This window comes from Deltaproteobacteria bacterium (genome assembly GCA_005879795.1).
GTDB lineage: Bacteria > Desulfobacterota > Binatia > DP-6 > DP-6 > DP-6.
Genome location: VBKJ01000101.1, coordinates 1 through 15,786, shown reverse-complemented (window position 1 = coordinate 15,786; position 15,786 = coordinate 1). Strand labels below are relative to the sequence as shown.

Sequence of the window (15,786 nt, the reverse complement as noted above, 5' to 3'; positions counted from 1 at the left end):
GCTCATCAGCAACAGGGCGTCGGCAGCGTCATGCGCTTGGTCCCCCTGACTCAGCACCCTCGCCGAAACGCGCTTGCGAGAGTTCCCTCTTTCGACTAGCAGGCGTTGGAGTATGCGGAGGCACCTCGCCACGCTGCTAGTCTTCGTCCTGCTTTGCGCTCCACTCGCAGCTCGCTCCGCTCGCCTGCTGCCCGCGCAGCCGTTCTCTGGACGCGCCCACTTCGCCTCGCACGCGGAATACGAGTCCCCGATTGTCTGCCGGCGGGCAGGCTCGTTGTCGATCGTTGCCGCCGTCTTCGCCAGCGCGCGTCTCTTGACGACTGCTTGCTCGGCGGTCTTCCCACATACTGACGCCTCGACGTCGATCGCCGGCCGAGCGCCGAGGTACGGTCCCCGCGCGCTCCTGTTCGCTCGGCTCCATCGGAAACACCCGGCGCCGGAGCGCAACGATTCGGCCGATCCGCCCGTCGCTCTCTAGACGGTCTCTCCCTACCACGAGGTTCGGGCACACCCTCGGAATTGGCGCACCGAGCGCCAAGGAGACACGCTATGGAGAGTGAAGGAGATGCTTCCGCTCCGCATGACGTCCCTCGTCCTTCGGGCTGGAAGCTCGCGCCGCCCGCCTTACGCGCCGAGGAGTTCATCGGAGCGGGTCATCCAGCACTCCCAGCGCGACCTTGGCCGCGATGCGCCGCAAGTGGCGTTCGATCGACGAGCAGAGCTACCTGGAGAGATCCTCGGCGTCTGCGACGCAGATCTCGCGCGGTCATCCTGGTATAAGATGGTGTACGATTTCCGGCGGACCTTCGTCAGCGACCTCTTGGCGGCCGGGGTGGACCTCGTGACGGTGCAGGAGCTCGCGGGCCATGCCCACGTGACAACCACCGCCCGCTACGATCGGCGCGGGAAGGCACGCAAGCAGCGGGCGGCCGAGCGGCTCCGTGTGCCGTACGCCCAGCCGCTTCGCGATCGCGTGCCAGTCCTGCGGGCGCATCCTCATGGGACATCCCCCCTTGACACCGCTTGGCCGATTGAGCGACACTTTATTCGATTGACGAAGGTTACGGCCTCCGAGACAAGCTCGAGGGGTCCGCGCCGCTGCACCGCCAGGGTCTCGTTCTGGCGACTGGCGCGTCGCAGCGGTGAGATCCGCCACTGAGGGAGGACTGATCGATGTCGTACATCCGGGTCGTAACCATCTCGGCTCTCGTGCTCCTGGCCGCGGGCGTCTCGCCCGCTCGAGCGCAGTGCCCCTGCACACACACCACCACGAAGATCAAGGGATCCCTGACGGCCACCCCCGGTCGCTTCAACTACAATGCGCAGCTCGGGCTTCCCGGGGCCAACTCCGCCTGCAACACGCATTTCCCGGGCACGCACGCGTGCACGTACGCGGAGTTGCAGAGCGCGCCGACGGGTGACCGCTGCCAGCTGAAAGACACGGCCGGCAATACGGTCACATCCTTCTGGGCGATCAATTCGGCGCAGCCGCCCCTCCAGCAGTGCAACGACGACGCTGTCGGCGGCTCTGGGCTCAATTGGGAATACGGGACGGCGCACACTGCCTCCCGCGGTCAGAAGGTGGCGCTCACTAACTCCACCGGCGCCCTCGGGTCGCTCCAGTCGAGCCTGCAGTGCAATCTCTCCGGCAACAGCTGGGTCGCCTGCTGTCAGTAGGCTGCTGTCAGTGAAGAACGTGGCGTCGCCGGCACGCGCGTGCCGGCGACGCCGAATCTCGAGACCCACCGCCGCCCTCCTCTCCTGTTGCCTCGCGATTCCTGGCTGTGCGTTGCCGACTTCCGCGAGGGCCACGGCGTCCTGCTCCACTCCCGGTGCTGGCTGGTGTGTGGCGCGTCGCATCGCCGGGAGCGTCCGGAGCGGTGAGCTCGGGTTCCGCTTCGGCGAGCCACTCGACGTCGACGGCGATGGTCACGCGGACATCGCCGCCGGCGCTCGTTTCAAGCTCTGGCACGGCACGCAGCAGAACGGCAGCGCCACGGTGTGGTCGGGTGCGAGCGGCGCTCCCATCCGCGAGTGGGATGGCGAATGGAACGACGGCCTCTTCGGGCACTGGGTGATGCCGGTGCCGGACCTCTCGGGCGACGGGCTCGCCGACGTCGTCATCGCGGCGCCCCACGCGCAGGTCGATGGGATCGCGCGCGGCATCCTCGTGGCGCGCTCGCCGAAGACGGGCGAGGAGCTTTGGCAGCACGCGGAGACCGCGGGCGAGAACCTCGGCTGGGATCTCGCGCTGGCGGGAGACCAGAACGGCGACGGCCGGGTCGATCTCTTCGTCGGTGCGCCCGCCGAGCTCAGCGGCCGCGTCTATCTCGTGAGCGGCAAGGACGGCAGCGTGCTCCGGACCTACGCGCCGGCGACGCACGGAGGCACGTTCGGCTGGTACGTCGATCGGCTCGACGACCTCGACGGCGACGGGCACCCCGACCTCGTCGTCGGCGGACTCTCGGCCACGAACGCCGACGGGGCGCGGGTCGGTGCAGCGTGGGTGCTGTCGTCGGCGAGCGGCAACGAGCTCTACCGCTGGCAGGGGACCGATCCGCGCGGCGGTTTCGGCGGCGTGGTGGCGGCGCTCGGCGATCTCGACGGCGACGGCAAAGGCGAGATCGCCGTCGCCGCGCCGGGAACGGAGGATCAGACGCGAACGCTCACGGGAGAGCTGCGCGTCTATTCCGGTCGTACCGGGACGGAGCTGCGCCGCTGGCAGGGCACGCAGGCGGGTGAGCTCTACGGCCGCATGGTCGCCCCGACCGGCGATCTCGACGGTGACGGCGTCGGCGACGTCGCCATCGGCGCACCGTGGCATCGGCGCGAAGGCGGCGATCGGGTCGGTCGGGTCGAATTTCGCTCGGGGAAGACCGGCAAGGTTCTCGGCGAGCTCTTCGGCGACGGGCCCGACTGCTGGTTCGGGTGGCACATCCGCCGCGCCCCGGATCCCGACGGTCAAGGCCGCCCGGCGTTGCTGATCGGCTCCCTTCGCTGCCCGGTCGACGGCAAGCCGGGCGTCGGCGTGATCGACCTCTACGTGCTGCGCCCCGCGGGCGCGGGCGATCAGGGGACCATCACGCGCGGCACGCGCCGCAGCGACATCAAGTAGACGCGCAGCGGGCCACGGTCCTCGAGCGAGAGCGCCTGGAACGCCGCGCGCGCGGCGGCACCCTCGCCGTCGTGGCCGGCGATCGCATAGTCGAAGCTCGGCGCGCGGCCGTCGTGCAAGTAGGGCGCCGAATCGGCCACGCCCCACAGTCGCGGCGTGAGATAGTCGCGGAGCGGGACCCCGCGCTGCGCGTGCTGCGCGGCATTGGCCTGTCCCATGTCGTGGCGCTTGAGATCGCTGAAGAGCCACACCGGATAGCCGTGGAGGCTCGCGTCGTAGCGCAGCCCCGGCCGGCGCATCTGCCGCGCGAGGTCGATCGGCGGGAGCCCCTCGACGGTGAGGATCGGGCTTTCGAGAACCATCATGGGCTGGTGGCAGCCCGCGCAGCCGAGCTCGTGGAACTCGCGGCGGCCGCGCTGGAACAGGTACGCGAAGCTCGTCGTCGTCGGAGGCAGGAGCGCCTGCGCGGGCGCGGTCATCTGCCGGTCCTGGATCAACGGCTCGACGATGGGGAGCTCGAGCAGCGCCAGGTGCGCGGTCAACGCGGCGAAGGGTCCGCGACCGAGCTCGCCCCGCACGCCGTCCCCGTCGGGGTCCGCCGGATCGCTCCCGGCGCCGACGACGTCGCGCGAGGCCTTCGCGAGCAGGACGTCGCTCTGGATGCCCATGTGGATCTGCAGCGCCTCGGCGGCGAAGTCGGTGAAGGTGGCGAGCGTGCCCTTCCAGCCGAACGGCTTCACCACGAGATCGTCGTCGACGCCGCGGATGCCCGACGCGTCGACTTCGCCCTTGGCCGAGACCCGTAGGACGCCGAAGTCGACGCCCTTGCTCGTGAGCCGTGTCTCGCGCGCGGCGCCGGCGTGCACGGCGTCACGCACGAGGTCGGCCCGCTCGCGCTGCAGATCGCGGCTCATCTCCTGCGCCAGCGCCTGGACGACGCCGAGCCCGACCAACGCCGGTGGGTTCCGCTCGTCGCCGCTCGCCGTGCGCTCGCCGTCGCCGTCGAGGAACACGCCGTCGGTCTCCGCGCCGGCGCCGTTCCGACCGCCGATCCAGTGGCACGACGGGCAGGAGATGGTCTCCGGGCCGCCGAAGAGACCGCCGTGCACGCGACGGAACGGTCCCGCCGGCGCCTTGGCCGCATCGCCGCCGCCGAGGCCGTCGGCGAAGTCGTACTCGTGCTCGAACAGGAGCTGACCCAGGTCCGCCAGCTCGTCGAGGCAGACGCGCCCCGCGGCCACGCGCCGCGCGTCGAGCTCCGCGTGCATCGCGCGCAGGAAGTATCCCGGCGCCGCCGCCTCCCGCAGGCGGAGCTCGTGCCGGCGGGCGGCCACGCGTTCCGCGTCGCGCGCCGCTTCGAGGCTGACCGGCGCGGGTCGCCCGCGCGGTGGGCAATCGGCGCGCCAGCTCGCCGTCTGCTCCGTCGTCGAGCCGCCGCACGCGGCGATCGCGAGAAGAAGCGCCAGCCGGAGCGCCGCGCGGGTCGCGGGTCGGGGCGTCATGGGACGAAGAGCTTCGGCTCGCGGGAGAGCGAGGTCAGGAAGACGCGCACGCTCGCCCGCCCCTGGTCGTCGAGCGCCAGGTAGGCGTCTCGCGCCGCGGTCGCCTCGCCGCCGTGGAGCACGATCGCCTCGTGCACGGTCGGGGCGCGCCCGTCGTGCAGGTACGGCGCCGTGTCGGCGAGACCCCAGAGCGGCCGGGTGAGGAACACGCGCGCGGGAATCGTCCCCTGCGCCGACGGGGTCGCCAGCGCCTCCCCCATGTCGTGGCGCTTCAAGTCGCTGAAGAGATGCACCAGGTAGGGCGTCTTCGGGCCGGCATACTTGGGCTCGATCTTCGGACCGTCGCCGTCCTTCGCGACGTCGATGACGAACGCGGGACGATTCGGGTCCGGGTCCTGCCGCGCGTCGAGCTTCGTCTCCTCGAGCTCGAGGGTCGGCACGTGACACCCGGCGCAGCCGATCTCGTCGAAGCGGATTCGCCCGGCGGCCCACGCGTCGAGCAGGCCGGGATCGCGTGGCGGGCGCATCGTCGGCACCTCGAGCTGCGCGAGATACCCCACGACGGTCGTCAGCATGCTCGGCTGGATCTCGAGCGAGACGCCGTCCTCGTCGACGTCGTACCACGGACCTCTTCCGTACGGGCCCGCGTCGAGCGTCCCATCGCGCACCGCGAGCTGAATGCGGTTCGAGAGGAGGCCCTGATGGATGTGGAGCGACTCCTCCGCGATGTCGCGGAGCGTGGCCTGATGGCCCTTCCATCCGAACGGACGAACCGTCAGATCGGGATCGATCCCTTCGACCGCACCGGTGTCGAGCGTTCCGTCGGGCTCGGCCGTGATCCGGCCGAACGAGACGCCCTTCGTGGTCAACGCCTGCTCGACGGGACGCTTTTCGGCCTTGGCTCGGGAGCGGGCGGCGTCCGTCTCGGCGCGCAGCTCGGCGCTCATCTCCCGCGCCAGACAGGCGATCGGCCCGAGCCCGAGCACCTGCGGGGGATTGCGTTGATCGGCGGCGCGCGTCCGCTCGCCGTCGCCGCGCATGAACGCGTTCTGCGTCTGCGTCCCGGCGCCGTCGGGTCCGCCCTTCGAGTGGCAGCTGAAGCATGCGAATGCGTCGGGCCCTCCGGCCGCGCCCAGGTGCACACGGCGCAAGCGAGGCGTGTAGCCGATCGCGCTCCGGTCCGTGCCGCCGCTGCCCCAACCGTTCTCCGGGCGGAATGGGTATCCGAACAGCTCGTCGCCGACGATGAAGAGCGTGTCGATGCCGATCACGTGACGATCGAGCGCGGCGTCCGAGAGCGTGGCGTGCTCGACCAGCTCTCCCGGGTCGCTCGCGTCGAGCATCCGGTCGAAGTCCTCGCGACGGCGCAGATCGATGGCTTTGGTGAGCTGCTCCAAGAGGACCGTGTCGTCGGGAATCGCCGTGTCGGTGGTCGCGAATGCGCTTTCCCGGGGAGCCTCCCCGCCCTTCGCGTGGAGCGCGGGCGCCCGGATCGCCAGCGTCGCGAGCGTCACCGCCACGCCGCCGGCTGCGACGCCGAGCATCCAGGTCCGTCGCGCGCGCGGTCGATCGTCGCCGACGTTCCGCACGGAGAACACCCTAACAGAAACCTCTCCGGAAGCACCATGCCGCCGGGACATCTGCTGCGAGCGGTGGCGTATTCCGTGGTAGAGGTGACGCGTCACGCCGGAACACCTGGACGTCCTGGTCGTCGGCGCCGGCATCTCGGGCATCTGTGCCGGCTACCACCTGCAGCAGCGCCTGCAGGCGCTCGGGTACGTGGAGTGACAGCATGCGACCCGGCGGGAAGGGACGGCGACCGACGAGATCCCGCCGCGCAGGTGGAGCTCGCTCTCCAATGGCGCCACCGCCCGCGGCGCCTCAGGGGCTCCGAACCAGCCGGTCGAGCAGCACGTTCTCCAACTCGCGGCGGCCATCGAAGAGGGCCAGCACGAACACGGCGTCGCCGCCGTCCGGTAGATCAGGCGGTACGGCCGCACCACGAGCTTGCTGACGAAGTTCGTCGCCGCCGGCGCGACCAGGCCGAAGATGGTGATCGAAAAGATCGCTGAGTTTCTCGAGCGCGGCCCGCGGTGAAAACTGCTACCGAAGTTGCTACCGTGCCCGGGCCGTCGGCGTCGTGTACGAATCGGGCCGCCCACGCGCGCGTCGGGACACGTCGGCTGACCTTCGCCAGTCAACCGAGGGTCCACCTGCCGCTCGTCTCCACCGGTTGCCCTTTCGCTACGCATGCGCTTGTCCTTTGGGCAGCCGCGCGGCCCGGGGAAGCGAGGAGGCGACGTGATGTCGAGCCGAGACGGCTGGTCGATCTCTTGCATCAGCCCCACGGCATGCACAGCGCGAGTGAAGCGCGCGGTGCACGGTTGCCCTCGCCCTGCTGCCCGCGCGGTTCTGGCGGTCTCGACCGCGGCCGCCCGGTTGCACTTCGCGCCGGAATGACGCCGATCCGCGGTCGGCCCTCGAAGGGGCGGCCGTCTCCCGGGAGGTTCGAGTGAAAGGAGATCGATCGGCGGACGTCGAGCGGATCATTGCTCATTGTAGGGTGATCCTGTCGGTGGCGGCGTTCGTGACGGTGTACATCGACCCGACGCGTCCGACGCTGACGCGCTGGATGCCGCTCACCGGGGGACCCTTCACGCTGGACCCGTGGGCGCTCGCCGTCATGATCGCGCACCTCGTCTACAGCGCTACCACTGGCCTGGTGCTCCGCAGCCGGCTGGTGAGCGCGACGCGAGTCGCCACCGTGTCGACGTGGATCGACGTGCTCTTCGGTGGGGCGATCGCCCTGGTGACCGAAGGTGCGAACAGCCCCTTCTACGTGTTCTTCGCGTTCGCGGTGCTGGCCGCCGGGTTCCGAGCCGGCCTGCGGCTCACCCTGAGGGTGACGGCCGTGAGCGTGGCTCTGTACCTGAGCCTGATCCTCGTCACGCACCCCGAGGGAATGACCTTCTACATCATGCGCCCGGCGTACCTCGCGATCACCGGGTACCTGGTCGGATATCTCGGCGAGCAGCGGCTGATCGTCGAAGCGCGGCTGCGCCAGCTCGAGACGGCGAGCCAACGGGAGCGTATCGCGCGATCGCTGCACGACGAGTACGTGCAGGCCCTCGCCGGCGTCAACGTGCGACTCGCGACCTGTCGCGAGCTGCTGCGACGGGGATCCGGCGACCAGGCCCTTGCCGAGCTGACGGAGCTCCAGGCGGGCGTCAACCGGGAGCACGACGACCTTCGCACGTACATCCGATCCCTGCTCGACCTTGAGACGGCGCCGAAGCCCCGCGCCTTCGATTATCGGACCCGCTTCTCGGTTCGGGCGCGCTTCAACGGGTCGCTGCTGCTGGTCGAGCACGCGCTTCACGTCATGTTGGAGGGGGCCCGCAACGTCGCGCTCCATGCGGGCGCGAATTCCGCCGCGATCAGCGTCGACGCGAGCATCGGGAAGGTCTTCATCACGATCGACGACGACGGAGTCGGATTTCCGGCTGGGGCGGTCCCGCCGTGGTCGATCGCCTCGCGCGCGGCCGAGCTCGGGGGCGAAGTCCGGGTCGGCGGGGCCGATCGGTCGGGCGGGCACGTCGAGATCGAGCTCCGGGAGGCGTGAGATGGTGGCTTCGCTCCGGATCATCATCGCGGACGACCACATGCTGTTTCGGCAGGGTCTCAAGTCGATGCTGACGAACCTTCACCCCGAGGTGTCGGTCGTTGCCGAGGTCGACCGCGTGTCGGACGTCGTGCCGGCGCTCGCGAGGTCCCCGTGCGACGTCCTCCTGCTCGACCTCCAGATGGATCGGAATGCGCTCGCGGACGTCGGGAGCTTTGCCCGTCGCGTCCGAGTCGTGGTGCTCACTGCCAGCCAGGACTCGGGAGAGACGTTGGCGGCGATCCGTGCTGGAGCGCGCGCCGTCGTCTTCAAGCGATTTGCCGTCGAGACGTTGATGGAGGCCCTTCGGACCGTCAAGGAGGGGCACGTCTGGCTGCCGCCCGCCCTGCAAAGCGAAATCACCGCCCAGATGTCCGAGCCGGACACCCAGGCGCTCACCTCGCGCGAGCGTGAGATCGTACGGCTGGTCGCTCTCGGCTTCCACAATACGGAGATTGCGCAGCGGCTGTCGATCAGCGAGGTCACGGTGAAGACGCACCTCAACAACGTCTTCCACAAGCTGGATGCCCGGGATCGGGTCGGGCTGACGCTGTACGCGATCCGACTGGGCCTGATCGGGGTCAACGAGAAGGCCCGATAGCGCGGCCGCCTTGCGGCGTCGCCCCGTTCACACACGCCGCTGCCCAATTAACGCGCAGCTTCGCGCTTACGCGTTGGGCGTCACCTTGATCAGACACCGTGGCGCACCCGCCCCTCTCCGGGACTCGCTCCACCCGCGGGCGGAAACCATCTCCACCCCGGGTTGGATGGCATCGCCGTTGCTGACTTCGCGCTGAGCCCGGCATGTCGTCCGTGCTCCGACAACCGATGCCCAGAGGAGGACGATGAAACGGATCGACGCGATCATCAAGCCGTTCAAGCTCGATGAGGTGAAGGAGGTCCTGGCGAAGGTCGGAATCACCGGCATGACGGTAGAGGAAGTCAAGGGATTCGGGCGGCAGAAGGGCCACACGGAGCTCTATCGCGGTGCCGAGTACGTGGTCGACTTCCTGCCCAAGGTGCAACTCACCGTGCTGGTACCGGATGAACGGGTTCCCGAGACGGTGGATGCGATCGTCAAGGGAGCGCGCACCGGGCGGATCGGGGATGGGAAGATCTTCATCACGGCCGTGGAAGACGTGGTCCGCATCCGCACGGGAGAGCGCGGATCCGCGGCCCTGTAAACGCACAAGGAGAAGGCATGGGCGCGACCTCGGCACAGGGATGGTATCTGTTCATGTTCATCTTGGGCTTCACGCTCGGCCCCGCGGGTCTGTTCGCCCTCGGGTGGCCCGTGGCGCTCGTGGGCTTCGCGCTGCTGGCGGCGGCCTTCGGGGGCTTCCGCAGCATCAAGGAGCCGGCAACGAGCGGGCGTGCCGGCGCGGCGCGGGAGCGAGTGCCGGCGTCCCTCGGGGCGCGCGCGGCGAACAACCTCTAGGAGGAGCAGCATGAAGGGTCTTGGACTCGCGCTGATCGTCGGCGGCTGGATGGTCGCGATCGGCGGGCTGGTGGCGAGCGAGGCAACGATGGTGCGCCTGGCGGCGTCTCTCGCGGGGCTTGCCACGTCGCTCGCCGGGATCGCCGCCCTGAACGGCGCACATCTCGAAAACGCGGTCTGGAAGGCAAGGGGGCGCTGATGCTGAAGGAACGGAAATCGCTCGCCGTCGCGCCGCGGACCGCTGTGGCGCTCGCCGTCCTCGGACTGGTCGCGCTCGCGGCACCCGCAGGCGCCGCCGAGGAGGCCCCTGCGCTTCCGCTCACCAGCGCGGACCTGAAGGGCATCAGCACGCCCAGCGCCGACGACCTCGCCAAGGGCGACCCGGGCGGCACGCTCACCGGGACGGCCGCCGACATCGTCATGACGGACCCGAAGGCTGGGCTCACCCTCGCCGACGTGGTGAATCAGGTCGGACAGAATCGGATCGCGATCAACTTCGTGTGGACGCTGGTCGCGGGCTTCCTGGTGATGTTCATGCAGGCCGGCTTCGCCCTGGTCGAGACGGGGCTCTGCCGGGCGAAGAACGCCAATCACACCATGATGATGAATTTCATGGTGTACGGCTTCGGCCTCTTCGCCTACTGGGTGATGGGCTTCGCCATCCAGCAGGGCGGCTCGGCGGGAATATCGAACCTGGGAGGGATGAACCCGCTCAACAACGAGTTCAAGCTCTCGCTCTTCGGCAAGGACTGGGGGCTGTTCGGGACCAGGGGCTTCTTCCTCTCGGGGGACACCTACGACGTCGCCGTCATGGTGCTGTTCCTCTTCCAGATGGTGTTCATGGACACCGCGACGACGATCGTCACCGGTGCCGCGGCCGAGCGCTGGAAGTTCGCGGCTTTCGCGATCTCGACCTTCTTCCTGGGGGCGATCACGTACCCGCTCTTCGGCAACTGGGCGTGGGGCGGCGGCTGGCTCTCGCAGCTCGGCGTCAACTTCAAGCTGGGGCACGGCTACTGCGACTTCGCCGGGTCGGGCGTGGTGCACTCGGTGGGCGGTCTCACGGCGCTCGCGGTCGCCATGATCGTCGGCCCGCGCATCGGGAAGTACAACCGCGACGGCTCGCCGAACGCGATGCCCGGCCACGACATCACCATGGTGCTGCTCGGCTGCTTCATCCTCGCCTTCGGCTGGTTTGGCTTCAACCCGGGCAGCACGCTCGGCGCCTCGGGCAACGGCAGCCTCCGCATCGGCTCGATCGCGGTCAACACCATGCTGGCGGGCTGCACGGGCTCCTTCGGCGCGCTCCTGTACATGTGGATCCGCTTCGGGAAGCCGGATGCCTCGATGAGCGGCAATGGTCTCCTCGCCGGCCTGGTGGCGATTACGGCGCCGAGCGGCTTCGTCAACACGGTCGGCGCAACGATCATCGGCTTCGCGGCCGGCGTGCTCGTCTGCCTGAGCGTCGAGTTCCTCGAGCGGGTCATGAAGATCGACGATCCGGTCGGCGCGACCTCGGTGCACGGGACGTGCGGGCTCTTCGGTGTCCTCTGCGTCGGCCTCTTCGCCGACGGGACCAGCAACTACGGCGGGAGCTGGAACGGCGTCGACGGCTCGGTCACCGGGCTCTTCTACGGCGATCCCGGCCAGTTCGTGGCCCAGCTGATCGGCGTCTGCACGCTTGTGGGGGTGATCTTCACCCTCTCCTACGTCTTCAACGCCTTGATCGACGTCTTCGTCGGGCAGCGCGTCAGCGCCGACGTCGAACTCGAGGGGCTCGACCTGCCCGAGATGGGCGCGCTCGGCTATCCGGAGTTCCAGCTCGTGACGCCGGGCCTGGGTCGGTCCATCGAGATCGGAGGGTGAGACATGGCCGCATCGATCATCTTCGGAGGGGTCGTCCTGGTCGCCTTCGCGGTGCTCCAGACCTACAAGGCGGGGAAGAGTGTTTTCGATCGGTGAGGCGGCGGCGGCCGTGGCGCCGATCCTGACGCCGCTGGTGCGCGACCTCCCGTCCGCGCTCGAGCGCGCCCAGCGCGCGTTCGAGCGCGGGCATCTACGGGAGGCGATCGATCTCCTCGAGCAGGCGCTGATGCTGGACGCAAACCATGTCGGGGCGCATACGATGCTCGCCGTCGCCTACGCCCGCATCCGCCGCGTCGAGCAGGCCTTCGAGCACCTGGAGGCCGCGCTCGCGCGCGAGCCCGGCGCCTTCGCACCGCGCTGTGCGCTGGGGGAACTCTACCTCCGGCTCGGCATCCCGGAGCAGGCGCGCCCGCAGCTGGCTCGCGCGCTCGAGGTGGCGTCGAGCCCGGCCGAGCGGTCCTACGTGCAGGGTCTGCTCAAGGAGGATCGGGCGCGCGAGCGGCGGCGGGCGCCGCGGCCGAGCTTCCGGGCGCCGTTCTGGCTCCTCGGACGGCGGGAAAGGGACGACGGATGAGGCTCAGGCTCGGTGCGGCGGCGTGCGTGGCGATCGTGCTGGTCGGCATCGCGGGCGCCCCGGTGCTGCCGGTGATGATCGGGGCGTCGGTCGCCTACGCGTGGCTCGTGTTGAGGGTGCTGGCGACGCGCTGAGGTCCCGCGCCTTCGATTGTCGTCGCGGACGACCGTCATCGTCCCGCGACCCGTGTGGCGGCTGGGGCCGTCTTCCCGGTGGGCGGGAGCCGAGCACGCGTTGACTTCGGCGTGGCGCTCTGGGATGGGCGGTGCAGATGCCCGTGCCGCCTGGTCGCTCGGAGCTGCCCCGGCGGGGCCGAACGGTGAGCGTTCGGTCCCTCTGCCGTCAGGACGGCTTCTTCCGATGAGGAAAGAGGCCCCGTGGTCGTGACGGCGCAGACGGTCCACGCCGAGCGCCCGTCACGGGTCGAGCACTGAGCCGGTTGCAGGATGGACACCGCTCACCCGCTCGCCGCCGACGTCCCTGCGCCGAGCGACGCGTACGTACACCGACCACCGGTCGCCGCCCTGTCGCTCGCGGCGCTGGGGGTCGTGTACGGCGACATCGGGACCTCGCCGCTTTACGCCATCAAGGAGTGCTTCGCGCCGCACCGTGGGCTGCCGCCGATGCCCGCCAACGTGCTCGGCATCCTCTCGCTCGTACTGTGGTCGCTCCTGGTCGTGATCGTGCTCAAGTACCTCAGCTTCATCATGCAGGCGCACAATCGCGGCGAGGGCGGGATCCTCGCCCTCATGGCGCTGCTCGGACCGGCGGTCGGGCGCACACCAGCGCTCATCTCGGTCGGGCTCTTCGGCGCGGCGCTCCTCTACGGCGACGGTGTCATCACGCCGGCCATCTCGGTCCTGAGCGCGATGGAGGGGCTCAAGGTCGCCACGCCCCGGCTCGTGGAGTACGTCGTGCCGGCGACGGTCGTGATCCTCGCCGCGCTGTTCCTGGTCCAGCGGCGCGGCACGGCGCGGGTGGGCGCGCTCTTCGGGCCGGTCACGCTGGTGTGGTTCGTCACTATCGCGGCCGTCGGTGTGCCGTGGATCGCGGCACAGCCGGCCGTCCTCGTGGCGGTGAATCCGCTGCACGCCGTGCGCTTCCTCGCGGGCCACGGCTTCGACGGCTTCCTGCTCCTCGGCGCGGTCGTGCTGTGTATCACCGGCGGCGAGGCACTCTACGCCGACATGGGCCACTTCGGCGCGAGGCCCATCCGGCTCGCGTGGTACGGCGTCGTCATGCCCGCGCTGGTCCTCAACTACTTCGGCCAGGGCGCGTTCCTGCTCGACAAGTGCCACGCCGTGCTCGACGGGCCATGCCGGGCCGCGGTGGCGGCTCCCTTCTATGCCCTCGTGCCGGGATGGTTCGTGCTGCCGATGGTCGTGATCGCGGCGGTCGCGACCGTGGTCGCGTCGCAGGCGCTCATCTCGGGGGCCTTCTCGCTCACCCAGCAGGCAGTGCAGCTCGGCTTCGTGCCACGGATGAAAATCGTGCACACGTCGGCCACGACGGAGGGCCAGATCTACATCCCGGTCGTGAACGGTCTCCTCGCGTGCGCCTGCACGGCGCTCGTGGTGGTGGCGCAGAGCTCCTCGAATCTCGCCTCGGCATACGGCATCGCGGTCACTGGTACGATGAGCATCACCTCGGTCCTGTTCTATGCGGTCGCGCGTCGCTGCTGGTGCTGGCCCGTGTGGCGCGCCGCGGGTCTCGTCGGCGTCTTCCTCGTGGTCGACCTCGCGTTCTTCGCCGCCAACCTGGCGAAGATCCTGCACGGCGGCTGGTTCCCGATGCTGGCGGCGGGCGGCGTCTTCGCGGTCATGTCGACGTGGCGGTTCGGCGCGAGCTGGCGGGCGCGCGAGCTCGCGAAGCTGCACATGCCCTTCGACGAGCTGCTCGCGACCCTGAAGCTCGACCCGCCGGGGCGGGTGAAGGGCACCGCCGTCTTCATGACCCAGGACCCGGACGGGACGCCGCCGGCGCTCCTGCACCAGCTGAAACACAACCAGGTGCTCCACGAGCAGGTGGTGATCCTCACCATCCAGACCGCCGACGCGCCGGTCGTGCCGACGAGCGAGCGCGTCGAGATCCGGCAGATCGGGCGCGGCTTCTGGCGCGTCGTCGCGCGCTACGGCTTCATGGAGACGCCGAGGGTGCCCGACGTCATGCGCTGCGCGGCGGCGCAGGGGCTCGAGACGTTCGGCGGGCGCACGAGCTACTTCCTCGGCCGCGAGACCTTCGTGTCGACGGGTCGCTCCGAGCTGCCGGGCTGGCGGCGGGCGCTCTTCCTCTTCCTCGCCCGCAATGCGCGCTCGCCGACCGAGTTCTTCGCGATTCCGCCGAACCAGGTCGTCGAGATCGGCGGCCAGATGGAAGTGTAGGGCGCCCAGCGAACGCGCAGCTGTGCCCATGGCACGAGCACGTGCCGACGACCGGTGCGTCGTGCGGACGATCGTCGCCGGGCGCGGCATCCATCCGCGGTCAGATGCCGACTCCACCCGGGGGTGGACCGGCACGCGCGTTGCTGTTGTCGCCGATCCACATGACCGATCCGCCGAGGATCCTGAGGCGGCTCGACGGGATGGCGATTCCGCGCCCTCTCCGCGGCTTGATGGCCTACGTCGCGGCGAGCCCTCTCCGCCGCCTGGTGAGGAAGGCGCTCTCCCTCAGCCCACGCGGCTTCGTGTCCCAGGACGTGCTCGTACTGTGCGACTTCTCCGCGCAGCTACGCGTGGAATGGCGGACCCGCGACATCCACCCCTGGGATGGGAGCCTGCCTGTTGACCGGCGCTCGGAGCTGTTCCGTGATCAGGCGTTTCACGACACCGATGCGGCGATCGTGAGGCTCTTTCGAATTCTTCCCGATCTCGATGCGATCGAGGTCCGGGTGCTCGAGCCCCGTCCGCCCAACCGGACGATACTCGCCGGCACCGTGGCTCGTCGGGACGCAGACGCCGCGCGCCCGCTCGCATCGCCGGGGATGCGGCTCAGGCTGATGGGCGTTCGCTGCCGGCTCGAAGGCGGTCGTCTGGCGCCGCTCGATTGAGCGGGCAGGCATTGCGGCGCGAGGAGACGGGCGCCGTGCCTCGGCGGTGCCCACTCACCTGGGGTGAGGGCTCACCCAATCCTCGCCACCTCACGCTGGCGGAAACAGCCCACGACGTGGTCATTGACCATGCCGACGGCCTGCATGTGCGCGTAGATGATGGTGGAACCGACGAATCCGAAGCCACGGCGTTTCAAGTCCTTGCTGAAGGCGTCGGACTCGTCCGTCCTCGCTGGAATGTCTTTGAGCTCTCGGGGGCGATTCTGTCGCGGCCGCCCGTCGACGAAACGCCATTGATAAGCGGCGAAGCTCCCGAGCTCGTCCTGCACCCGCAGGAAGGCCCGGGCGTTCTTGACCGCTGATTCAACCTTGAGCCGGTTTCGAACGATGCCCGGGTTTCGTAGGAGCTGCTCCACCTTGCGGGCATTAAAGCGCGCGACCCGCTCGGGATCGAACCCGGCAAAGGCCTGGCGGTAGGCTTCCCGCTTCCTCAGGATCGTGATCCAGCTCAGGCCGGCCTGGGCACCTTCGAGTATCAGGAACTCGAACAGTCGCTGGTCGTCATGAACCGGGACACCCCACTC

15 protein-coding genes are annotated in these 15,786 nt (G+C 69.5%); 12 read left to right on the top strand and 3 right to left on the bottom strand.

Annotated elements, in window-relative coordinates:
* The first annotated feature begins 565 nt into the window (after positions 1-565).
* The 3 genes from E6J59_05190 to E6J59_05180 all read left to right on the top strand — a co-directional run bounded on the left by E6J59_05190 (position 566) and on the right by E6J59_05180 (position 3,115).
* Positions 566-1,159, top strand: a complete 594-nt coding sequence (locus E6J59_05190) for a site-specific integrase (GenBank protein ID TMB21707.1) — start codon at positions 566-568, stop codon at positions 1,157-1,159.
* A gap of 14 nt (positions 1,160-1,173) precedes the next feature.
* A complete protein-coding gene (locus tag E6J59_05185) occupies positions 1,174-1,677 on the top strand; it encodes a hypothetical protein (protein TMB21706.1) in 504 nt (167 codons plus the stop codon).
* A gap of 169 nt (positions 1,678-1,846) precedes the next feature.
* Positions 1,847-3,115, top strand: coding sequence for a hypothetical protein (locus tag E6J59_05180; protein TMB21705.1), 1,269 nt, complete (start codon positions 1,847-1,849; stop codon positions 3,113-3,115).
* Here the strand turns inward: E6J59_05180 and E6J59_05175 are convergent.
* Together E6J59_05175 and E6J59_05170 are read right to left on the bottom strand one after the other, a co-directional pair.
* Positions 3,070-4,617 carry a hypothetical protein gene (locus tag E6J59_05175; GenBank protein TMB21704.1) on the bottom strand — a complete coding sequence of 516 codons (1,548 nt, stop codon included), beginning with the start codon at positions 4,615-4,617 and terminating at the stop codon, positions 3,070-3,072. The genes E6J59_05180 and E6J59_05175 overlap by 46 nt on opposite strands.
* Positions 4,614-6,350, bottom strand: a complete 1,737-nt coding sequence (locus E6J59_05170; protein TMB21703.1) for a hypothetical protein — start codon at positions 6,348-6,350, stop codon at positions 4,614-4,616. Before E6J59_05170 ends, E6J59_05175 begins: the two co-directional genes overlap by 4 nt.
* Positions 6,351-7,180: 830 nt before the next feature.
* On the opposite strand from E6J59_05170, the gene E6J59_05165 reads away from it, so the two are divergent.
* The 9 genes from E6J59_05165 (at position 7,181) to E6J59_05125 (ending at position 15,202) form a co-directional block, all read left to right on the top strand.
* Complete coding sequence (locus E6J59_05165) at positions 7,181-8,239, top strand: hypothetical protein (protein ID TMB21702.1); 1,059 nt, start codon at positions 7,181-7,183, stop codon at positions 8,237-8,239.
* Positions 8,031-8,879, top strand: a complete 849-nt coding sequence (locus E6J59_05160) for a response regulator transcription factor (GenBank protein ID TMB21701.1) — start codon at positions 8,031-8,033, stop codon at positions 8,877-8,879. Before E6J59_05165 ends, E6J59_05160 begins: the two co-directional genes overlap by 209 nt.
* Positions 8,880-9,123: 244 nt before the next feature.
* Positions 9,124-9,462, top strand: coding sequence for a P-II family nitrogen regulator (locus E6J59_05155; protein ID TMB21700.1), 339 nt, complete (start codon positions 9,124-9,126; stop codon positions 9,460-9,462).
* A gap of 17 nt (positions 9,463-9,479) precedes the next feature.
* A complete protein-coding gene (locus tag E6J59_05150; GenBank protein TMB21699.1) occupies positions 9,480-9,716 on the top strand; it encodes a hypothetical protein in 237 nt (78 codons plus the stop codon).
* 10 nt (positions 9,717-9,726) lie between these two features.
* Positions 9,727-9,915, top strand: a complete 189-nt coding sequence (locus E6J59_05145) for a hypothetical protein (GenBank protein ID TMB21698.1) — start codon at positions 9,727-9,729, stop codon at positions 9,913-9,915.
* Positions 9,915-11,582 (top strand): ammonium transporter, encoded by a 1,668-nt coding sequence (locus E6J59_05140; protein TMB21697.1) that lies wholly within the window; start codon positions 9,915-9,917, stop codon positions 11,580-11,582. Before E6J59_05145 ends, E6J59_05140 begins: the two co-directional genes overlap by 1 nt.
* A 79-nt stretch (positions 11,583-11,661) precedes the next feature.
* Positions 11,662-12,156, top strand: coding sequence for a tetratricopeptide repeat protein (locus tag E6J59_05135; protein ID TMB21696.1), 495 nt, complete (start codon positions 11,662-11,664; stop codon positions 12,154-12,156).
* A 446-nt stretch (positions 12,157-12,602) separates the two neighbouring features.
* Positions 12,603-14,537, top strand: coding sequence for a potassium transporter Kup (locus E6J59_05130; GenBank protein ID TMB21695.1), 1,935 nt, complete (start codon positions 12,603-12,605; stop codon positions 14,535-14,537).
* A gap of 266 nt (positions 14,538-14,803) precedes the next feature.
* Positions 14,804-15,202 carry a hypothetical protein gene (locus E6J59_05125; GenBank protein TMB21694.1) on the top strand — a complete coding sequence of 133 codons (399 nt, stop codon included), beginning with the start codon at positions 14,804-14,806 and terminating at the stop codon, positions 15,200-15,202.
* Between the two features lie 71 nt (positions 15,203-15,273).
* Here E6J59_05125 and E6J59_05120 read toward each other — a convergent pair.
* On the bottom strand, positions 15,274-15,786 hold a 513-nt coding region (locus E6J59_05120; GenBank protein ID TMB21693.1), incomplete at its 5' end, for a DNA-3-methyladenine glycosylase I.